The following is a 20,183-nucleotide window of genomic DNA, read 5'->3' on the forward strand; positions in this document are numbered from 1 at the left end:
TTATTCTCGGTCACGATCGGTGGCTGTTGGAGCATGGTCATCCCTTGACCGCCCCCTGCATGATGCCGGCGACGAGCTGTTTGCCCAGGAAGATGAAGACCAGGATTAGCGGGATGATCGACAAGACGACGCGGGCGAGCATGAGCAAGTAGTCCACGTAGAAGGCGGCCTGCAGCTGCTGTAGCGCCACGGGCAGCGTCGGGTTGCCCGGGCCCAGCACGATGAACGGCCAGAAGAAGTTCGTCCAGGTGCCGATGAACGTGAACAGGGCCAGCATGGCGGCGGCCGGGCGTGCGGCCGGGAGGCCGATGTGCCAGAAGCTGCGGATCATGGAGGCGCCGTCCATCCGCACGGCCTCGATCAGTTCGTCGGGCAGGGCGTCACGCAGGTACTGGGTCATCCAGAACACGCCGAACGCGGTGACCATCCCGGGCGCGATGACGGCCCAGAGGCTGCCGGTCCAGCCCAGCCGGGACATCACGATGAACAGGGGCACGATGCCCAGCTGCGTGGGAACGGCCATGGTCGCGATCACGAAGATGAGCAGCCCTTCCCGGCCGCGGAACTTGAGCTTGGCGAACGCGTAGCCGGCCAGCGTGGAGAACATGACGACGCTGATCGTCACCACGGAGGACACGATGATGCTGTTGCCGAGGGCGGTCCAGAACGGGATGCTGTCGATGACGGTCAGGGCGTTGGCGATGAAGTTGCCGCCGGGCAGCCACATCATGCCGTTCTGGTTCAGGGCGGAGGCGTCCTGGCTGCCGATCAGGAACGACCACCAGATCGGGAAGGCGGAACCGAGGAGAACGGCGATCAGGATGCCGTAGACCCAGATCGAGGGGCGACGGTCGTGGCCGCCGATGATGGTCTTGCTCATTTCATGCCTTTCGCGCGTGCGCGCGGCTTGCGGACAGCGGTGCCCGCGATGCGCCGGGTGATGAGGAAGTTGGCCACGGCGATCACGATGATGATCAGGAAGAGCAGCCAGGCCACGGCGGATGCCCGACCGAAGTTGCGCTGGTTCCAGCCGAGTTCGTAGATGTACAGGGTGAGCGTCTGCCACTGGCGACTGGCCCCGCCCTGGCCCACATTGTCGAACATGCGCGCCTCGTCGAAGATCTGCAGCCCGCCGATCGTGGAGGTCAGGATGACGAAGATGATGATCGGGCGCAGCAGCGGCAGGGTGATCGACAAGAAGGTGGGCCAGCGGTTGGCGCCGTCGATGATGGCGGCCTCGTAGAAGTCGCGCGGCACGGCCTGCATGGCGGCCAGGAAGATGAGGGCGTTGTAGCCGGTCCAGCGGAAGTTCACCATCGTGGCGATGGCGATGTGGCTGGGGATCACGTCGACGTGCCAGCGGATGGGCTCGAGCCCGAGGCTCATGATCCCGCTGTTGATGAGGCCGAACTTGTCACCGAAGAGGTCGTTGAAGATCAGCGCGACCGCGACCGGGGCCACGACGTAGGGCAGGAGCACGCCCATGCGCCAGAAGGTCTTGCCGCGCAGGTTGAAGTCGAGCACGGCGGCGATGCCGAGCGCGACCAGCACCTGGGGAATGCTCGAGAGCAGAAAGATGCTGAACGTGTTGTGGAGGGAGTTCCAGAAGTACCCCTGGCTCAGCACGGTGACGAAGTTCTCCAGGCCGACGAAGTCGCCCTGGCCGCCGATCAGGTTCCAGTCGTGCACCGACACCCACGCCGTGTAGAGCAGCGGGAAGAGGCCCATGACCCCGAAGACGAGGAAGAAGGGGGAGATGTAGAGGTTGGGCGAGAAGCGCACATCCCACCGGCTCAGTTTGTGGCTGAGGGCGATGCGGCGGATGCTGCGGGCGTTCACCTCGATGGCGACGGCGGGGGTAGTCATGAACAGTCCTTGCTAGTCAGTGGTCGAGCTTGTCGAGACCCGGTGGCCCTGCCGGCCCTGCCGGCCCTGCCGGCCCTGCCGGCCCTGCCGGTCGAGACCGGGGGCCGGGCCTGTCGAGAACTGATCTCGGCAGGCCCGGCCGGCGGATTGTGCTGGTTAGCCGAGCGCCTTGACGTCGGTGACCCACTGTGCCCACGACTCGTCGGCGGTCATCGTGCCGTCTTCGACCCGGGTGAGCGCCTGCTGCATGGCGTCGTTGATGGCGAAGTAGGACTCGCCCTTGAAAGGCGTCACCGTTGCCGGAGATCACGCCGAGCATCCAGCCCGGGCAGAGCATCGTGGCGAAGCCGTTGTTCTGGAAGCTGGCGGTCCAGTCGTCGCTCCACTGACCGAGATGTGCGGACTGCGTGCTGCTGGCCTTGAGGACGCTGGTGTAGGCCGCCTTCACCTCCGGGTTCTCGGTGGCGATGATGGAGCCGTCTTTTTTCTCATACGGGTTGGGGATCTGGTTGATGACGCCCTGCCAGGTGGCTCCGGCCGAGTCGAACCACGGCACGTTCGTGCCGGCAGCGGCGAACTTGTCGCCGGCTGCGTAGTAGCTGTCCCAGCTGTCGCCGAGGAGCGCGGCGACCTCGGCGCGGTCGGTCGGGAAACCGGCGGCGGCGAACAGGTCGGAGCGGTAGCAGACGGCCTCCGGGCCGATGTCGGTTCCGTACGCGATCAGGCGACCGTCGGCATCCGTGGCGGCCTTGGTCTTCCAGTCCAGCCAGCGGTCCTTGACCTCGTCGCTGGTGAGGTCGACGAACTGGTCGGAGTACTGGAGCAGTTCGGGCAGCCAGTCGACCTCGATGGCCTCGACGTCGCTCAGGCCGCTGCCTGCGGCGAGGCGGGTGGTGAGGTTGTCGCGGGCCTCATTGGTGGTGGCGGCCTTCTTGTGCGTGATCGTGACGGTCGGATTCGCTTTTTCGTACTCGGCGAACAGGTCCTCGTAGCCGAATTCGTTGAACGTGGCGACGGTCAGTTTGACGTTCTTGTCGTTCGACTGCTCTGCGCCGGTGCCGGCTGAACAGCCGGACATGACCAGTGCGAAGGATGCTGCGCCGGCGACTGTAACTGCAAGTGTGCTGCGCGGAAAACGCTTCAGGGTCACTCCCTTGTGTGCGTGCTGATGGATGGATGCGAGTTCGCTCTCAGCTGTGCTTTGAGAGCGCTCTCACGAATTGTCGGAGGCAACAAAAAGCCCCTGCAGTCCGGATGCCGGGCTTCAGGGGCGCGTGCGGCTCCGGGTCAGGCGAAGGTCGCCACGGCGTCGGCCACCGGCACGGCGCCGTTCAGCAGGTGCAGCGTCTCGCGCTCGCCGTCTCCGGTGCGGATCAGCTCCGCCAGCACGGCGGCGACGTCGCCCCGGGGGACCGTGCCGCGCGGTTCGGTGAAGCCCTGCCCGGTGCGGGCGAGGTGGACCAGGCCGGTGCCGGCGTCATCCGTCAGCCCGCCGGGGCGGACGATGGTCCAGGAGAGGGTGCGGCGCGTCAGGTCCTCCTCGGCGGCCAGCTTGGCCTGGAGGTAGGAGAGGAAGTCTGCCGGCACCTCGGCGGGCCGGGCGCCGTTCCGCACCGAATCCACGCCGGTCGAGGAAATCTGCACGATCCGGGCAACGCCGGCGGCCTCGGCCGCGTCGGCCAGGAGCACGGATCCACCCAGGTCGACGGCCTTCCGGCGCTCGTCGCTGCCGCCCGCTCCGGCGCCCGCCGCGAAGACCGCCACGTCGGCGCCGGTCAGGTAATGAGCGACGTCGGCAGCCGAGGACCGCTCGAGGTCGATCACGACCGGGACGGCCCCGTCGGCGACCAGATCTGCCCGGTACTCATCCTTCCGGATCAGCCCGACGACCTCGTGGCCGCCCTTCGCGAGCTCCCGAGTCAGCTGACGAGCGATTTTTCCGTGTCCACCTGCAATGACAATGCGCATCTTCAAGACAACGGAACAGCCGCCCCGATCATTCCCGCGGCACGGTCACCGTGAGTGAGCGCACCAGACCCTCCCGGCGGAAAATGCCGGCGCTGAGGTCCGCGCCCAGCACGCCGTCGGCCCCGACCACCCGCGTGTCGTCGTCCAGGTGCGCGATCACCTCGAGCGGCCCGCACCGGCGCACCAGTACCGGCACCTGGCAGAACGTGAACGCGAACGCGTCCGCGGGCAGCTCGATCGTGCACGGGCGGCCGAGGACATCCCGGTAGTCGAACGTGCCGGTCTCGGTCGTCCACTCGTCGGCCCGGAGCAGGGTGGGCCGCAGGCGGATACGACCGTCCTCGACCCGCAGACCCAGCTCGCCGAGGCGGGTGAGCACCTCTTCTTTGACCTGCCCGGTCATCCCCGGCTGCCGGGCCCCCTGGCCCGCCGGGGTGTGCAAGTACGGGTCGGTCGGGAACGCGCCGTACGTCGCCGGGTCCTTGCAGTAGCCGAGGCCCGCCCGCACGTCCTCGTAGCCCTCGGCCAGGCCACGGATCGTGGCGTCGTCCGCCCCCTCGGCAACCGCGCGCTCGAGCGTCTCCTGCACCGCGAGCAGCAGCTTCGACACCATGTGCCAGTAGATGCTGCCGAGCCCCTCGTAGGCGAAGAAGCTGCCCGAGCGCCCCGTGAACTCCGCGTGCCGGAACACCTCCTCGAAGATCGAGAGCAGCTCGGCGCGGCCCCGCTCGACGCCGGGGCGCAGCTCCGGGTCCAGGCTGAGCCGGTCCAATTCCCGGGCCACGCCCCCGGCGTTTCGGATGCCCGCGGCGAAGTGCAGGTCACCCTGCAGGTCACGCACGAGGATACTGTGGTCCCCGGCCCGGACGAGCTCGCCGACCAGGGGGCAGGCGTCGGCCCGCTCGGCGCTGAACGTGTTGCGCGCGAGGAAGGAGGGCAGGTCCTTGTCCGGATACAGGATGTAGCTGTGCTGGTCGGCCCGATAGAGCCGGCTCGTGCGGAGAGCCCCGAGCGGGGCCAGCGACTCCTCCGCTCCGAGCGTCCCGGAGGAGAGGATGGCCACCTGGCCCTCCAGCATCTCCGCCAGCCGCCGCACCTCGGCGCCGTCGGCGCTGAGGTCCAGCGCGTTGTACGAGTGAACGAGGCCGTCGCTGCGCCGGTTGGCCCGAAGGCCGGATTCGACGAAGCGCCGGGCCAGGTCGAGCAGCGCGGTGACGTCGCCCGCGGCGACCGTCCACAAGTCGCCGCCGAACCCGGCGTACACCCGCTCGCGGTAGGCGGTGCCGGCAACGCCCAGGCCGTCCATGACGGCCTGGCGGCGTTCGGGGCCGAACCCGCCGGCCAGGGCATCCGTGTGCCGGAGGAGTACGTCGCTCACCGCGGTCAGCAGTGCGGCGAGTTCGCTGCTCAGCTCCACGTCGACGGTCAGGAGGCCCTGCAGGAGGACCAGGTAGCGGCGGAGGTAGGCGAGGGTGACGACCGACAGGCCCCGGCCCCCCAGGGCGTTGTTGGCGTCGTTCCACTCGGGGCGCTGGGTGGTCATCCAGATGCCGCCGTCGGGCACCAGGTTGACCAGCTTCGCAAGCAGGAGCAGCAGCAGTTTCTCGGCCAGGGTGACCCGCACCAGGTCGCCGTCGGCGCCGTGCACGAGCCGGCCGTCCGCGCCCTCGGCGGCGACCCGCTCGAGGATCAGGCCGTGCCGCTCGTGATCGAAGGTGATGGTTTTGTACGGGTCCGTGAGGATGTCCGCATACGGCGCGATCCGGTACGGCACGTCCGCATGGGTGAAGGCCCGCCGGTTGACGAGCGGGTCGAGGCGCCCGGGGTGGAAGCGCCGGGACGTTTCGAGCAGCTTGAGCAGGTAGACGATCTGGTGGTCGCTCCAGTAGCCGATGTTGGACCACGGGTCCTCGGGCTCGGGAACCTCCCAGTCGATCCCGGCCCGGGAGATCCGGTACGGGTTGTAGCCGTCGGCGGTCGTCGCGTCGAGAAAAATGGTGACCATCGACTCGGCGTACTCGGCGTACTCGGGGAAGGACCAGGCCAGCGCCTCCCAGTTCTGGAAGATGTCGCGCCAGTTGCCCTGGTATTCCAGGCGGCGGGCACCGGACTCGTCGGTCAGGGCGATCCGGAACTGGTTCCAGGGCCGGCTCGAGTCTCCGTGTCGTCGGCTGAACGTGAGCGGCAGGTACTCCATGCAGAGGCGCCACAGGTCGACGTCGCCGGTTTCCTCCGCGACCTGGATGAGCTCGTCGGCCCGCAGGCGCTCCGGCAGCGCCGCCAGCACCTGGGCCCAGCGACTGGCGGATGCCCGGCTCCGCTCCGCGATGAACTCCCGCACATCGTGCGCCTCGACCGTGTAGCCCTCGGCCGGGACGCCGCCGCGCATCGTGTTGAAGAGCACGTTGGCGGTGTGGTGGATCGTCGCGAGTTCGTCGCCGGTGTGCTGGGCGGCGTCGGTGGCCGCGAGGATGCCCTCCAGGTCCGACCGGGTGCGCACGACGTCCGCCGCCAGCTCCGCGGCGAGGGCGTCCGGGTCGCGGAGCCGTTCGCGCAGGCCGACCACGTCCGCCGCGTCCTGGTCGACGTCGGCGACGACCTGCCAGCGCCGTTCGGCCCCGGCCGGCAGGGTGATCCGGGCGTGGACCAGGTAGGCGCCGCGCCGGCCGCGGACATCCGTCTCGCCGGCGATGCCCCGGCCCCGGGCGAATGCGGGGACCTGGTTGACCGAGAGCAGGTGCTCCTCCGCGCCCAGCCCGATCTGCCAGGCGACGTTGGCCTGCAGGGACTCGCTGGGTTCCGCGAGGTCGGTGAGGGTCGCGTTGAGCGTCAGCAGCCCGAGGCCCGTCCCGGGGTCGAGTTCGGACCGCTTGTAGGCGTCGAGGAGCACGCTCAGTTCGTTCTGCGTCTTCACCCCCGCGCCGGCGGGGAGGATGTTCACCAGGCCGTCGATCAGGTCGACCTCGCGCGGCTCGTCGTCGGAGAGTGAGGTCAGGGCGCAGCTGCGCACGACGCCGAACCGGGCGCTGGTCTGCCAGGTCACGCGCAGGCGCAGGGCCAGGTCCGGACGCGACTCCTCGAACACCAGGGTCGTCCCGAGGCTGTCCTTGTAGAGCGTGCGGGCCGCGGCGGGGTCGCCGGGGCGCAACTCAGCGAACGGCTGCCAGTGGGCCATCGTGCCGTCGGGGAGCCGCACGCGAAGCACGCTCAGCCCGCCCGTTCGGTCGACGCTCTCGGTGATTTTGTCCTCCGTGTAGTACGGGAAGAGGGCGTGCTCGGCATCCACCCGGCCCGCCGTCAGCCCGCCGGCGCTGGAGATGAAGAGCCAGACGTCGCTGTCCCCGACGAGGGTCATGAAGAACGGCGGCATCTGGTCGTAGGCCGTGATCCGGTAGAACCGGCGGCCATCCAGGTCGACCGGAGCGCCGGTGACGGTGCCGTCGGTGCTGTCGGCGTCGGTGCCGGGGTGGTCGGTGCCGGGGTGGTCGCCGTGGTCGGCGCCCTCGGTGTCGCGGGGCGCGGTCGCGTCCCAGTCGGCCTGCGGGGCCAGGGTCTCGAGGGGCATGCGAACCTCCGGTGGAGTCAACCCGGCGGATGCTCCGGCCGGTGAGGCCTCCATCCTCTCCCTCATGAGAGCGCTCTCACGACTCCCGCCGTCCAGTAGTTTCCGCGGCACTGTGCCGCCCCTGCCGTCTGGCCCCGACCAAACCCCCGGCGCCCCGAGCGAATTCGACGGAGATTCTGCTGAAAACAGGCGTTTTTGGCCCGAAACGACCTTGTGGGAGCAAAATCTCCGTCGAATTGGTGAGGACGCTAGCGGGGCTTCGGGCGCGACTCTCGCTCGAACTCGTCGACGTCGATCCCGGGCTCGACGAGGGCGCCCATCGTGTCGGCGGCGCGCTGGGCATCGCGGGTCAGTTCGGCGAGTTCCGCCAGTTCGGCGGCATTCTCGTCCGCTGCCTCCTGCAGGGCCGACGACGTGCGCAGCGGCGGAGCCTTGAGGAAGAAGCTGAGCACGAAAGCGGTCAGCACCACCGCCAGGCTCACCCAGAAGACCGTGACGGCGGCGTCGTTGAACCCGACCAGGAACGGCTCCGCGAGCCGCGGGTCGGCCGTGTTCAGGAACGAGGTGTCGCCGTCGAGTGCGCCGCCGACGCCGCCCGGGTTGCCCAGAAGCTTCAGGATGCCGGCGTTCGCCGGGTCGGCCTGCACAGCGGGGTCCGTCGCCGCGGCCTTGACCCCGGCGACCAGGGTCGGGTTGCCGAACGCCGCACCGAGCGTGTCGGGGATCCGCGTGAACAGTACGGAGAACAGCACGGCGGTGCCGAGCGTGCCACCGATCTGGCGGAAGAAGGTCGAGGCCGAGGTGGCCACGCCGATGTCCCGCGGGCCGACCGAGTTCTGGCTGGCGATCGTGAGCGTCTGCATCAGCTGGCCGAGGCCCAGTCCGATCAGGAGCATCCCGGCCATCATGAACACCACCGGCTTGTCGGCGGTGGCGAACGTGAAGAGCAGGAAACCGGCCGACATGAAGGCGGTGCCGATCGTGGGGAACATCTTGTAGCGCCCGGTGCGGGCGATCAGCTGGCCGCTGACGATGGAGGAGATCATCAGCCCGGCGATCATCGGCAGCATCAGGAAGCCGCTCTCCGTGGGAGTGGCCCCGTTGACGAGCTGCAGGTACAGCGGCACGGTCATCATCGCGCCGAACATGCCGAACCCGACGAAGACGCCGAGCACGGTGGCCATCGAGAAGGTCGCGGACTTGAACAGCTTCAGCGGGATGAGCGCGTCGTCGCCCATCATCCGTTCGGCCAGGATGAAGGCCGCGATGCTGAGCGTGCCGATCACATAACAGGCGATCGAGGCGGGCGAGCCCCAGCCCCAGGTGCGGCCCTGCTCGGCCACGAGCAGCAGGGGAGCGGCCGCGAGGATCACGGTCACCGCGCCCCACCAGTCGATGCGCACGGGGCGCGCGAAGTGGGGGACGTGCAGGAACTTGAGCACGATGAAGAGGGCGATGACGCCGATCGGGAGGTTGATCAGGAAGACCCAGCGCCAGCCGGTGATGCCGAGGATGGTCTCCGAGCCCGACAGGACGCCGCCGATGAGTGGGCCGATCACGCTGGAGACACCGAAGACGGCCAGGAAGTAGCCCTGGTATTTTGCGCGCTCGCGGGGAGCGAGCATGTCGCCCATGATCGTGAGCGGGAGGGCCATCAGGCCACCGGCGCCGAGGCCCTGGATGGCGCGGAAGACGGCGAGTTCGTACATCGAGTTCGCCATGCCGGCCAGCAGCGAGCCGATCAGGAAGATCGTGATCGCGATCAGGAACAGCGGGCGGCGGCCGAAAATGTCGCTGAGTTTGCCGTAGATCGGCGTGCTGATGCAGGACACAATGAGGTACGCGGTCGTCACCCAGGCCTGGAGTGCCATGCCGTCGAGGTCGTCGGCGATGGTGCGCATCGACGTTCCCACGATGGTCTGGTCGAGGGCGGAGAGGAACATCCCGGCCATCAGGCCGAAGATGACGAAGAGGATCTGCCGGTGAGACATCAGTGGCGGGGCAACGGGAGCGGGAGGAGTTTGCATCGTGTGCAAAGTTACATCATGAGCAAACAATCTTCAACCGGCTTCGGGCCTGTCGGAGACGCCCCTTCACCGCACGGGTCTAGGATCGCAATCGTGGTGGGAGACGTGCGTCCGGGGGCGGTGCATCCGTTTCGACGGAGGCGCATTGCTGCGGTGACCGCCGTTGTCGCCGTGCTCGCCGCGGGCGCCCTGGCTGCCGGGGCCGTCTCCGGCCGGGGACCGGCCCTCGAACCGAGCGCGCACGCCGTCCCGACGTCCTCACCGACCTCCGCATCGAGCTCCTCGCGCTCGCCGAGCGGGACTCCCGCACCGACCCCGACGCTCCCCACGTTCCCGAGCGCGAGCCCGAACGCCGCGAGCCCGAACCCCGCCCGCCCGGCCCCGTCCGGCTCACCTGACCCCACCGCGGCGCCCTCCTTCGACCGGTCCGCGCACTCCATCGATGACCCGAACAGCCTGTGGGTCGTCGTGGACAAGACCCGGCCGCTTCACCCGGCCGATTACGCCCCGACGGACCTCGTGGACGTGCCGGTGCCCCATGTCTGGGCACCGAAGCTGCGCCGGGAGGCCTCGGATGCCGTTGTCGCCCTGTTCGGGGCTTTCACGGCGGAGACCGGGCTGCAGCTTCAGTCGCAGAGCTCCTACCGGAGCTACAGCACCCAGGTCGACGTCTACAACCAGGACGTGGCCTCGAACGGCCAGGCCGTCGCCGACACGAGTACGGCGCGGCCGGGAACCAGCGAACACCAGACCGGCCTGACCATCGACATCAGCGCACTGCCCGGGATTTGTTCTCTGGAGGCCTGCTTCGGCGACACCCCGCACGGCACGTGGCTCGCGGGCAACGCGTGGCGATTCGGGTTCCTGCTGCGCTACCCGGCGGACAAGGTCCCGGTGACCGGTTACGGCTACGAGCCCTGGCACTTCCGTTACATCGGCGTCGAACTGGCGACTGAGATGCACGACCGCGGGGTGACCACGCTGGAGGAGCTCTTCGGCCTGCCCGCGGCGCCCGGCTACAACTGATCAGCCGCCATGCAGGGGTTTCGGAGCCTTTGCACAGTTTTCTGACAGGTGAGGCGCGTGCTTCACCGCGCGGGTCGACCGGCCGGAAATCGTGACCCGGGTAGAGCGCAGAAGCGCCGGGATTGTGCCGGGATTCACACCTTCCATGCCGGTCAGGCCGCGAATACGCACGTCAAGCCGGTCGACGAGGCACTGGCCCACGCCGAAGTCCCGTCTACGACCGGAGCGCATCGCCTGCCTCTCGGAGCATGGAGGCGCGCGCAGTCCGGGCCCGCGCCGGCTGCGGCCGCGCCGAGACTCGAATACTCTGATTAGCCAGGACCCCCCGGAAAAGGGGTGCCCCCAACGAACGAATAGAGGATAGCTGTGGTGTTGACCCGACGCTTTCGCATCGGCGTAGTCGTGCTCGTGGTCGTCGGCCTTGTCGCCGGCACGGCGGCACTGGCGGCGATGGGATCCGCGGACCCTTCGGCTTCCTCGTCGACGGGTGATCCGGGCAAGGCCGTTGCAGCGCCCACCGAGGCGGCGGCCACAAGCGCGCCGCGCGCCGTGCCGGCGGACGGTGGAGACCCGGTGGCCGTGGATGTCCCGGCCACGGTCAGCACCGGCGCCCAGGCCCAGGTGGCCTACATGCTCGCCCACTGGACGAACTACAACACCGCGGACTACGGGGTCATCAGCGACAACGACTGCGTCAACTTCACCAGCCAGTCCCTGATCGAGCGCGGCTGGGAGATGGACGACGAGTGGTACTCAGACGGAAAGGGCTCATCCTTCACGCACTCGTCGCCGTGGATCAGCTCCACGGCCTTCCGCAATTACCTGGCGGAGTCCGGGCGGGCAACCGCGCTCACGGATGACCAGCGAGACCTGGTCAAGATCGGTGACGTCGCGCAGTTCGACTGGGACAACTCCGGCGACCGGGACCACACCGGAGTCGTCACCCGGATCGAGGGCTCGGGCGAGGACATCGAGATCTTCTACGCGGGCCACACCGACGACACCGACTTCCGCTCGGTGGACTACGCGATCACCGTGAAGCATCCCGGTGCCACCGCGTACTACTGGAGCATCCCCTAGGCCCGACCGCTGAGTCGGCTGCCGGAGTCGACTGCCGATTCGACAACGGCTCACGCTGGTCCTTCGCCGTTCCGCGGGTGGCGCGCCACCCGCGGAACGGCGCTACAGGCGCGCTACGCGATCGCGGCGTCGACGATGGCCTTGGCCTCGATCTGCACCTGCTTGAGGTGCTCCGGGCCCTTGAAGGACTCGGCATAGATCTTGTAGACGTCTTCGGTGCCGCTCGGACGGGCCGCGAACCAGGCGTTCTCGGTGACGACCTTGACGCCGCCGATGGCCGCCCCGTTCCCGGGAGCGTGGCTGAGCTTCGCGATGATCTTCTCGCCGGCGACTTCGGCGGCGGTGATCGCCTCGCCGTCGAGCTTGCCGAGCTGGGCCTTCTGGGCCGGCGTGGCCGCGGCATCCACTCGGGCGTAGGCCGGGTCACCGAAGTGCGCGGTGAGCTCGGCGTAGCGCTGGCTCGGGGTCTTGCCGGTCACCGCGAGGATCTCCGCGGCGAGCAGGGCGAGCAGGATGCCGTCCTTGTCGGTAGTCCAGACGGTTCCGTCGAAGCGCACGAAGCTGGCGCCCGCGCTCTCCTCGCCGCCGAACGCGACCGACCCGTCGATCAGGCCCGGAACGAACCACTTGAAGCCGACCGGCACCTCCCAGAGGTCGCGGCCCAGGAACCCGGCGACGCGATCGATCATGGTCGACGACACGAGGGTCTTGCCGATGGCGGCGTCCGTACGCCAGCCATCTCGGTGGCTGTACAGGTAGTCGATGGCCACCGCGAGGAAGTGGTTCGGGTTCATCAGCCCGTCGTCCGGGGTGACGATCCCGTGGCGGTCGGCGTCCGCGTCGTTGCCGGTGACGATGTCGTACTCGTCCTTGTGCGCGGCGACGGAGGCCATGACCGACTGGCTCGACGGGTCCATCCGGATCTTTTCGTCCCAGTCCAGGGTCATGAACCGCCAGGTCGGATCCACGTGCGGGTTGATCACGGTGAGGTTGAGCTCGTAGCGGTCGCGGATGGCGCCCCAGTAGCCCACGCTCGCCCCGCCGAGCGGGTCGGCGCCGATGCGGATCCCGCTGGCCTTGATCGCGGCCATGTCGATGATGTTCTCGAGGTCGTTCACGTAGGCGCTGCGGAAGTCGTAGGTCTCGACCGCGCTCGGCTCGCTCATCTGCACATCGCCGAGTTCGTCCAGGATGATCTCGTTCGCGCGGTTGGCGATCCACGAGGTGGCGTCGCTGTCGGCCGGTCCGCCGTGCGGCGGGTTGTACTTGAAGCCGCCGTCGGACGGCGGGTTGTGGCTGGGGGTGACCACGATGCCGTCGGCCTCGTCGCTGTTGCCGGCCCGGTTGTAGGCGAGGATCGCGTGCGAGAGTGCCGGGGTGGGCAGGTAGTCATCGAATTCGTCGACGAGCACGCGCACTCCGTTGGCCACCAGCACCTCGAGCGCCGTCGTGTAGGCCGGGGCGCTGAGCGCGTGCGGGTCGGCGCCGATGAAGAGCGGCCCGGTGATGCCCTGCAGCGCGCGGTATTCCACGATCGCCTGGGTGGTCGCGATGATGTGGTCTTCGTTGAAGGCCGTGTTCAGCGAACTGCCTCGGTGACCGGAGGTGCCGAACGCCACCCGCTGGGCGGGCACCGTGACATCCGGTTTCAGGTCGTAGTACGCCTTCACCAGTGCATCGACGTCGATCAGATCAGATTCCTGGGCCGGGGTTCCCGCTCGTTGGTTCATGGTCCCCAGTCTTGCACTGCAAGTAGGCTGTGAGCCATGTCCGAGACGCGCAATGTCAGCTACAGCTTCCTCGGGCCCACGGGCACCTTCACCGAGGCGGCCCTGGCTCAGGTGACCGCGGCCCGCGGTCAGACCTGGCGGGCCGTGAACAATGTCGGTGAAGCGCTCGCCGACGTCGTCTCCGGCCGCAGCGTGGCTGCGATGATCGCGATCGAGAACTCGGTCGAGGGCGGCGTGTCCGCCACGCAGGACGCCCTCGCGAGCGTGCCCGACCTGCGCATCATCGGTGAGTACCTGGTTCCGGTCAACTTCGTCCTGGTGGCGCGTCCCGGGACGACGCTCGACGACGTGCAGGTCGTCAACGCGCATCCGGTGGCCTACGCCCAGTGTCACACCTGGCTAGAGACGAACCTGCCGCACCACGGCCACATTCCGGCCTCCAGCAACGTGGCGGCCGCCTCGGCCCTGCTCATAAGCGACCAGGCGGATGCCGCCATCGCCCCGCCCGGCATCGAGAAGCACCATGACGTCGTGGTCCTGGCCGCGGGCATCGGCGACAACCCGAACGCGGTGACGCGGTTCGTGCTGGTCAGCCGAACCACCGCGCTGCCGCCCCGCACGGGCGCCGACAAGACGAGCCTGATCGTCGAACTGCCCGAAGACCGTTCCGGCGCCCTGCTCGAGATGCTCGAGCAGTTCGCCACCCGGGGCGTGAATCTAAGCCTGATCCAGTCGCGCCCGATCGGTGACGCCATGGGGCGTTACCGCTTCGTGATCGACGCCGACGGCCACATCCACGACGAACGTGTCGCCGACGCCCTGCTGGGGCTGCGCCGCTTCAGCCCGCAGGTGATCTTCCTCGGTTCGTATCCGCGCGCCGACAAGCAGCCGATCGAGTTCACGTCCCGCTACGACGACGACGTGTTCATCGGCGCCCGGGCCTGGCTGAGCGGGCTGCTCGGCCTGCCCGGCCGCGAGGCTCAGGAACCGGCGGGCAGCCGCACGATCAGGGATGCCGGGTCCGCGCGCAGGTAGACCGAGCGCACCGGGCCCAGGGACTCGCCGTCGATCTCGAAGTCCTGCGGCTGCTCCACCACGATGCGGATGTCGGCGCCGCGCAGCGTGGTCATCACCCGCTCCCGGTTCGATTCGGTGCGTTCGATGATCCGGCGTCCCACCGCCGACCGCCGCAGCACCCCGTTCTCCCAGGTCACCCGGCGCCAGATCGCCAGCCAGCCGAGCACGCCCTTGGGCTGCAGCACCGCGATGTCCAGGATGCCGTCGTCGATGCGCGCATCGGGCAGCAACTGCAGGTTCCCCGGCAGCAGGCCGCAGTTGGCGACCAGGATCATGCTGACGTGCGCCGGCCGATGCGGTCGCCCGTTCAGGCTGTACCGGATCCCGAACGGTTTGACCGTGGGCAGCACCCGCGCGACGGCATCCACGTAGGCCAGCCAGCCGACCTTCCGCTTCAAATCGGGCCGGGTGTTGGCGATCATCTGGGCGTCCAGGCCGAGCCCCGTCATCACGAGGAAGATGTGGTCGACCGTGACGCCGTCATCCGTTCTGACGGATGCCACGCCCACGTCGATGGGCTTGTCGACCCCGGTGAACGCGATGGCGGTGGCCTCGTCAAGACCGGACAGCGGCAGTCTCAGGTTGCGGGCCAGCAGGTTGCCGGTGCCCGACGGCACGATGGCGAGGGTCACCCGGGTGCCGCGCAGTGCCTCGGCGGCCGCTCGAACCGTGCCGTCGCCGCCGGCCACGAGCACCATGGAGGCTCCCTGCTCGATCGCCAGAAGGGCGGCCCCTCGGCCCGAATCCTCCGGGCTGGTCGGAAACCAGAGCGACCCCGCCCAGCCCGCGGTCGTTTCTGCCGCGGCCACGCTCGCCCGCAGCCGGTCCAGATTGACCTTGATCGGGTTGTAGACCACGGCAGCCTGTTGCACAAGAAGGGGCTGACCGGGAGTATCCACGGTGGCAAGGCTAGCGCGGCGGCCTGGTCAGCGCTTGTAGACTGGCCCCGTGATTGATCCTGTGCTGCTGCGAGAGAATCCCGACCTGATCAAGCGATCGCAGAAGGCGCGCGGTGCGTCGGTCGAGGCCGTCGACGACGCGCTCGCGTCCGACAGCGAACGCCGGGCCACGATCCAGGCGTTCGAGTCGCTCCGCGCCTCGCAGAACCAGTTCGGCAAGCAGGTCGCCGCCGCGCCCGCCGCCGAGAAGAAGGCCCTCGTCGCCCAGGCGCAGAGCCTGGCCGCCGAGGTGAAAGTCGCCGGGGTCGCCGCGTCCGCCGCCGAGGCCCGTTTCACCGCGGTCGTGCGCACCCTCGCGAACCCCATCATCGACGGCGTTCCGGCCGGCGGGGAAGAGAACTTCGTCACGCTCCGCACCCACGGGGACGTGCCCATCTTCGACTTCGAACCGCGCGACCACCTCGAGCTGGGCGAACTGCTCGGCGCCATCGACATGTCCCGCGGCGCCAAGGTGTCCGGGTCACGGTTCTACTTCCTGCGCGGCATCGGCGCCCGCCTCGAGATCGCCCTGATGAACATGGCGCTCGACCGGGCCCTCGCGGCCGGTTTCATCCCCCTGATCACCCCCAACCTGGTGCGGCCGGAGATCATGGACGGCACCGGCTTCCTCGGCGAGCACGCCGACGAGATCTACTACCTGCCGACGGATGAGCTGTACCTCACGGGCACGAGCGAGGTCGCGCTCGCCGGCTACCACTCCGAAGAGATCCTCGACCTGGCCGGTGAGCCCCTCCGCTACGCCGGCTGGTCCACCTGCTACCGCCGCGAGGCCGGCTCGGGCGGCAAGGACACCCGGGGGATCATCCGGGTGCACCAGTTCAACAAGCTGGAGATGTTCACCTACGTGCTGCCGGAGAACGCAGAAGCGGAGCACGACCGCCTCGTCGCGCTGCAGGAGGACATGCTCCAGTCCCTCGGCCTGAGCTACCGCGTCATCGACGTGGCGGCCGGCGACCTCGGCTCGAGTGCGGCCCGCAAGTTCGACATCGAGGCCTGGGTTCCCACCCAGAACGCGTACCGCGAACTGACCAGCACCAGCAACTGCACGACCTACCAGGCCCGCCGTCTGGACATCCGTTACCGCACGGAGTCGGGCAAGACCGCGCCCGTGGCCACCCTGAACGGCACCCTGGCGACCACCCGCTGGATCGTCGCCATTCTCGAGACGCACCAGCAGGCGGACGGTTCCGTCATCGTTCCGGAGGCGCTCCGGCCCTGGCTCGGCGGCCTCGACGTGATCCGGCCGGTCGGCGCCCCATGAGCCGGACGGACCTGCCCTGGCTGGTGGCGCTCGACATCGACGGCACCACCATGCACGAGGACGGAACCATCAGCGATGGCGTCCTCGAACAGGTGCAGCGTCTCGCCGCGGCCGGCCACGAGGTCATGCTGGCGACGGGCCGCTCGGCCGCGACCACGCTGCCCGTGCTCGACCGGCTCGAGATCACCCCGCGCTTCGTGGTCTGCTCGAACGGTGCGATCACCCTGCACCGCGACCCGGACGCCCCGACCGGATACCGGCGCGAATGGGTCGAAACCTTCGACCCAACCGATGTCCTCCTCTCCATCCGGTCGCACCTGACCGGCGCCCGGTACGCCGTCGAGGACGAGCACGGTTTCTATCGCTACACCGAGGCCTTCCCGGACGCCACGATCGGGCTCGACAGCGAACACGTCGATTTCGACGACCTGTTGCGCCAGGACGCGACCCGGGTCGTCGTCATCTCGCCGGGCCACGACATGGAGGATTTCCTCCAGGTCGTCGACCGGATGGGATTGAGCCGCGTCAGCTACGCGATCGGCTGGACCGCGTGGCTGGACATCGCCCCCGACGGGGTGAACAAGGCCACCGCCATGGAACGGGTGCGCGCCGAGGTCGGCATTCCGCGCAGCCGGGTGATGGCGGTCGGAGACGGGCGCAACGACATCGAACTGCTGGAATGGGCATCCGTTCACGGGCGAGGCGTGGCCATGGGCCAGGCGCCGCAGGAAGTGCTCACGGCGGCCGGCGAGATCACCGGCGCGGTGCAGGACGACGGGCTCGCCGTCATTCTCGGCAGCCTGTAGGTTCGCAGCAGTGTGTCGACGGATGCCGGAACGTGCCCCCGCACCGCTTCCGGCCCGCGTCCAGCGCGCTGCCAGCATCCTCTGGCACAGTGGTGAACCTCCAATCGGCTAGAATCGGTCGGTATTCGCTTGTCAGCGTGCGCAGGTTCAATCGGCGCCGCTGGGCAGCGAACGGGAGGGCTGTCCGAGCGGCCGATGGAGCCAGTCTTGAAAACTGGTGGGCAGAGATGTCTCGTGGGTTCGAATCCCACGCCCTCCGCACCTCGATCCTGCACGGTGCACTAACGAAGGGACCTGAGTGAGCGACCAACTTCGCCCCCGCTCGACGCGTTCGAAGAAGATCCGGACGCTCGCGCGGCACGGTCGCCTACGCCGGTCCAATCCGTTCGTCACCGTGGCCAAGGTGCTCGCCGCGGCACTGGCCGTCCTCCTCGTCAGCGGCGTCTCCGTCGCCGCCATCGCCACCTACGACGTCGCCGCCAGTGTGCAGCCGAGCGTGAAACTGGCCAGCGAGACCGACGGGCCCGCTCCGAAGATCGATGCGATCGCCGGCGGCGTGAACCTCCTCATCGTCGGAAGCGACAGCCGCAAGGGGCAGGATGCGCGATTCGGCCCCGAGGACTCCACCGGCGACCTCAACGACGTCACCATGCTGCTGCACATCTCCGCGGACCACTCCAACGCCTCCGTGATCAGTTTTCCCCGGGACATGTACGTGCCGATCCCGGAATGCCCCAACCCGGACGGCGGCACCTTCGATTCGATGGGCAGCCAGAAGATCAACACCACGCTCACCTACGGCGGACTGGCCTGCACCGTTCTCACCGTCGAGCAGCTCACCGGCCTGAACATCCCCTACGCCGCCGAGGTGCAGTTCAGCGGCGTCATGGCCATGTCGACGGCCGTCGGCGGCGTGCCGGTCTGCGTCGCGGAAGACATCGAAGACGAGTACACCGGCACCTTCCTCAAGGCCGGCATGCACACCCTGGAAGGCGTGGATGCGCTCCAGTTCCTGCGCACCCGCCACGGCGTCGGCGACGGCAGCGACCTCACCCGCATCAGCAACCAGCAGGTGTTCATGTCCTCGCTCGTGCGCACGATCAAGAGCGCGTCGACGCTCTCCGACCCGCTCAAGGTGTACTCGCTGGCCAAGGCCGTGACGGCGAACATGACGCTTTCGACCAACCTCAACGACGTGTCCACGCTCGCCTCGATCGCGGTGGCCCTGAAAGACATCGACCTGAACAAGGTTGTCTTCGTCCAGGTTCCCACCGGCACCGTCGACGGCGGCGTGATCCCCCTGCAATCCGACTTCGACAACCTGTTCGAGGCTGTTGCGGCCGACAAGCCGATCCAGTTGGGCGGTACCACCGGCGGCGGCGCGACCCAGGACCCGAACGCTCCCGTGGCGGCGACGCCTGACCCGGCGGCCGCCGACCCCGCGGCCACCACGAACCCGAGTGCCGTTCCGGACCCGGCCGCGACGAAGAATCCGTCCGATGGCGCCGTCCTGTCAGACTCGACCACCGGGCAGACGGCCGGGGACTACACCTGTTCGGTCGGGCGAACGCTCGAAGACCAGTAGCCGTGTGAACGGCATCCGCACAGTGTGTTCGTGCGGATGCCGTCAGTACGGTTATGATTGTTCAGGTGTGTTTGTAATGAACACCAAGGAGACGTCGCATAGTACGGCTTAGTGCACCACCCTGCTAAGGTGGAGTACCCTTCACGGGGTACCGTGGGTTCAAATCCCACCGTCTCCGCACTTGAGAGCCCGCAGCCGTCCCCGGAATCCCTCGTTCACTGATCCAGTGTTCAGAGGGCATCCGGGGCTTTTTCTGTTCATCGGGGCGGACCGAGCGTACGCTGGCGGCATGAATGAGCAGAAGCCCTCCGGTGGGCACCATCCAGGCGGCTACGTGCGGTTCATCGACTGGATGGACGCCAAACTGAAACGTCCCTTGGGGCCGCCGCCGGTGGGCCCATACGATGCGGTCGTCCGGCGGGTCGGCGAGGCCACGTGCCCCGTGTGCGGCCGGCCGATGGCCGACCACACCATCGATCATTCGGGTCCGAACGCGGTCCTGCACTGCCCGGCGGATCCCAGGCCGACGCCTCCGGATGAGGCGGTCAACGAACTGGGAATGAAGAAGGGGCACTGACGTGTAGACGATCAGTCCGTTCCTGTGGTTCGACAATCAGGCTGAGGAGGCGGCCACCTTCTACGTCTCGGTCTTCAGAAATTCCCGGATCGTGAGCGTTGTGCGCTATCCCGAGGGTTCCCCCGCCCCGGCTGGCACCGCGATGACGGTGTCCTTCGTGATCGACGGGCTCGAGTTCCAGGCGCTCAACGGGGGACCGCGGTACACGTTCACCGAGGCGATCTCCTTCGTCGTGAGGGCCGAAACCCAGGACGAGATCGACCATTTGTGGGAGAAGCTGACCGCGGGGGGTTCACCGGGCCGGTGCGGCTGGCTCAAGGACAAATTCGGGCTTTCCTGGCAGATCGTGCCGCCGGTTCTGGTCGAGTTGCTGGGCGACCCCGATCCCGAGCGGTCGAGCCGGGTCATGCAGGCCATGTTGCCGATGGGCAACCTCGATATCGCGGCTCTCCGCGCCGCTGCCGATTCTCCGGCCGCTCCGGTCTGATCGAAGTCGCGTGACATCGATGCCTCGGCTCTCGTGACCGGCTAGCCGTTTCGGCTAGTGCGCGGAATCGGTGGCCTGGGGGTGGGCGCGGGTCCTGGCCCGGTTGCCGCGGCCGGCACCGCTGGCCCGGTGGGCGCGGTGGTCCTGGCCCGGTACCCAGGTGCGGGCC

General features: G+C 68.4%; 16 protein-coding genes and 2 tRNA genes. 10 read left to right on the forward strand and 8 right to left on the reverse strand.

What is annotated here, in order from left to right; genetic code table 11:
- Window positions 1-37 precede the first annotated feature (37 nt).
- The 6 genes from E3O49_RS06130 to E3O49_RS06155 all read right to left on the reverse strand — a co-directional run bounded on the left by E3O49_RS06130 (window position 38) and on the right by E3O49_RS06155 (window position 9,426).
- On the reverse strand, window positions 38-880 hold the full coding sequence (locus E3O49_RS06130) for a carbohydrate ABC transporter permease (RefSeq protein ID WP_134451161.1): 843 nt from the start codon (window positions 878-880) through the stop codon (window positions 38-40).
- A complete protein-coding gene (locus E3O49_RS06135; RefSeq protein WP_134451163.1) occupies window positions 877-1,866 on the reverse strand; it encodes a carbohydrate ABC transporter permease in 990 nt (329 codons plus the stop codon). Before E3O49_RS06135 ends, E3O49_RS06130 begins: the two co-directional genes overlap by 4 nt.
- A 16-nt stretch (window positions 1,867-1,882) precedes the next feature.
- Entirely contained in the window at window positions 1,883-2,944 is a 1,062-nt protein-coding gene (locus E3O49_RS06140; protein WP_420898186.1) for an ABC transporter substrate-binding protein, read from the reverse strand.
- A 209-nt stretch (window positions 2,945-3,153) separates the two neighbouring features.
- The gene (locus E3O49_RS06145; protein ID WP_134366950.1) at window positions 3,154-3,834 is read right to left on the reverse strand and encodes an NAD(P)H-binding protein; all 681 of its coding nucleotides are present in this window, start codon (window positions 3,832-3,834) and stop codon (window positions 3,154-3,156) included.
- A 28-nt stretch (window positions 3,835-3,862) separates the two neighbouring features.
- Window positions 3,863-7,399, reverse strand: a complete 3,537-nt coding sequence (locus E3O49_RS16505) for a hypothetical protein (RefSeq protein WP_160141034.1) — start codon at window positions 7,397-7,399, stop codon at window positions 3,863-3,865.
- Window positions 7,400-7,647: 248 nt separating this feature from the next.
- A complete protein-coding gene (locus E3O49_RS06155) occupies window positions 7,648-9,426 on the reverse strand; it encodes an MDR family MFS transporter (RefSeq protein WP_241978582.1) in 1,779 nt (592 codons plus the stop codon).
- A gap of 153 nt (window positions 9,427-9,579) precedes the next feature.
- Between E3O49_RS06155 and E3O49_RS06160 the strand changes: the two genes are divergently transcribed.
- Window positions 9,580-10,452, forward strand: coding sequence for a M15 family metallopeptidase (locus E3O49_RS06160; protein WP_241978581.1), 873 nt, complete (start codon window positions 9,580-9,582; stop codon window positions 10,450-10,452).
- 372 nt (window positions 10,453-10,824) lie between these two features.
- Window positions 10,825-11,532 (forward strand): amidase domain-containing protein, encoded by a 708-nt coding sequence (locus E3O49_RS06165; RefSeq protein ID WP_134366956.1) that lies wholly within the window; start codon window positions 10,825-10,827, stop codon window positions 11,530-11,532.
- A gap of 113 nt (window positions 11,533-11,645) precedes the next feature.
- Here the strand turns inward: E3O49_RS06165 and pgm are convergent, their stop codons facing one another.
- Window positions 11,646-13,262, reverse strand: a complete 1,617-nt coding sequence (gene pgm, locus E3O49_RS06170; RefSeq protein WP_134366957.1) for a phosphoglucomutase (alpha-D-glucose-1,6-bisphosphate-dependent) — start codon at window positions 13,260-13,262, stop codon at window positions 11,646-11,648.
- 36 nt (window positions 13,263-13,298) lie between these two features.
- On the opposite strand from pgm, the gene pheA reads away from it, so the two are divergent.
- A complete protein-coding gene (pheA, locus tag E3O49_RS06175; protein WP_134366959.1) occupies window positions 13,299-14,297 on the forward strand; it encodes a prephenate dehydratase in 999 nt (332 codons plus the stop codon).
- Here pheA and E3O49_RS06180 read toward each other — a convergent pair.
- Complete coding sequence (locus E3O49_RS06180; protein ID WP_134366961.1) at window positions 14,243-15,238, reverse strand: diacylglycerol/lipid kinase family protein; 996 nt, start codon at window positions 15,236-15,238, stop codon at window positions 14,243-14,245. The two genes, pheA and E3O49_RS06180, sit on opposite strands and share 55 nt — an antisense overlap.
- A 49-nt stretch (window positions 15,239-15,287) precedes the next feature.
- On the opposite strand from E3O49_RS06180, the gene serS reads away from it, so the two are divergent.
- From serS to E3O49_RS06215, 7 genes are all read left to right on the forward strand, one after another.
- Window positions 15,288-16,559, forward strand: coding sequence for a serine--tRNA ligase (gene serS / locus E3O49_RS06185; RefSeq protein WP_134366963.1), 1,272 nt, complete (start codon window positions 15,288-15,290; stop codon window positions 16,557-16,559).
- The gene (locus E3O49_RS06190; RefSeq protein ID WP_134366965.1) at window positions 16,556-17,365 is read left to right on the forward strand and encodes an HAD family hydrolase; all 810 of its coding nucleotides are present in this window, start codon (window positions 16,556-16,558) and stop codon (window positions 17,363-17,365) included. Before serS ends, E3O49_RS06190 begins: the two co-directional genes overlap by 4 nt.
- Before the next feature lie 174 nt (window positions 17,366-17,539).
- Window positions 17,540-17,624: transfer RNA gene (locus E3O49_RS06195), tRNA-Ser, on the forward strand.
- A 39-nt stretch (window positions 17,625-17,663) separates the two neighbouring features.
- On the forward strand, window positions 17,664-18,950 hold the full coding sequence (locus tag E3O49_RS06200) for an LCP family protein (RefSeq protein ID WP_134366967.1): 1,287 nt from the start codon (window positions 17,664-17,666) through the stop codon (window positions 18,948-18,950).
- An 87-nt stretch (window positions 18,951-19,037) separates the two neighbouring features.
- Window positions 19,038-19,128 (forward strand) — tRNA-Ser (locus tag E3O49_RS06205).
- A gap of 111 nt (window positions 19,129-19,239) precedes the next feature.
- Window positions 19,240-19,527: a hypothetical protein gene (locus tag E3O49_RS06210; protein ID WP_134366969.1), complete on the forward strand. Its 288-nt coding sequence runs from the start codon at window positions 19,240-19,242 to the stop codon at window positions 19,525-19,527.
- A gap of 22 nt (window positions 19,528-19,549) precedes the next feature.
- The gene (locus E3O49_RS06215) at window positions 19,550-20,014 is read left to right on the forward strand and encodes a VOC family protein (protein WP_338144979.1); all 465 of its coding nucleotides are present in this window, start codon (window positions 19,550-19,552) and stop codon (window positions 20,012-20,014) included.
- The last annotated feature ends 169 nt before the right edge of the window (window positions 20,015-20,183 follow it).

The organism is Cryobacterium shii, from assembly GCF_004402595.1.
Lineage (GTDB): Bacteria > Actinomycetota > Actinomycetes > Actinomycetales > Microbacteriaceae > Cryobacterium > Cryobacterium shii.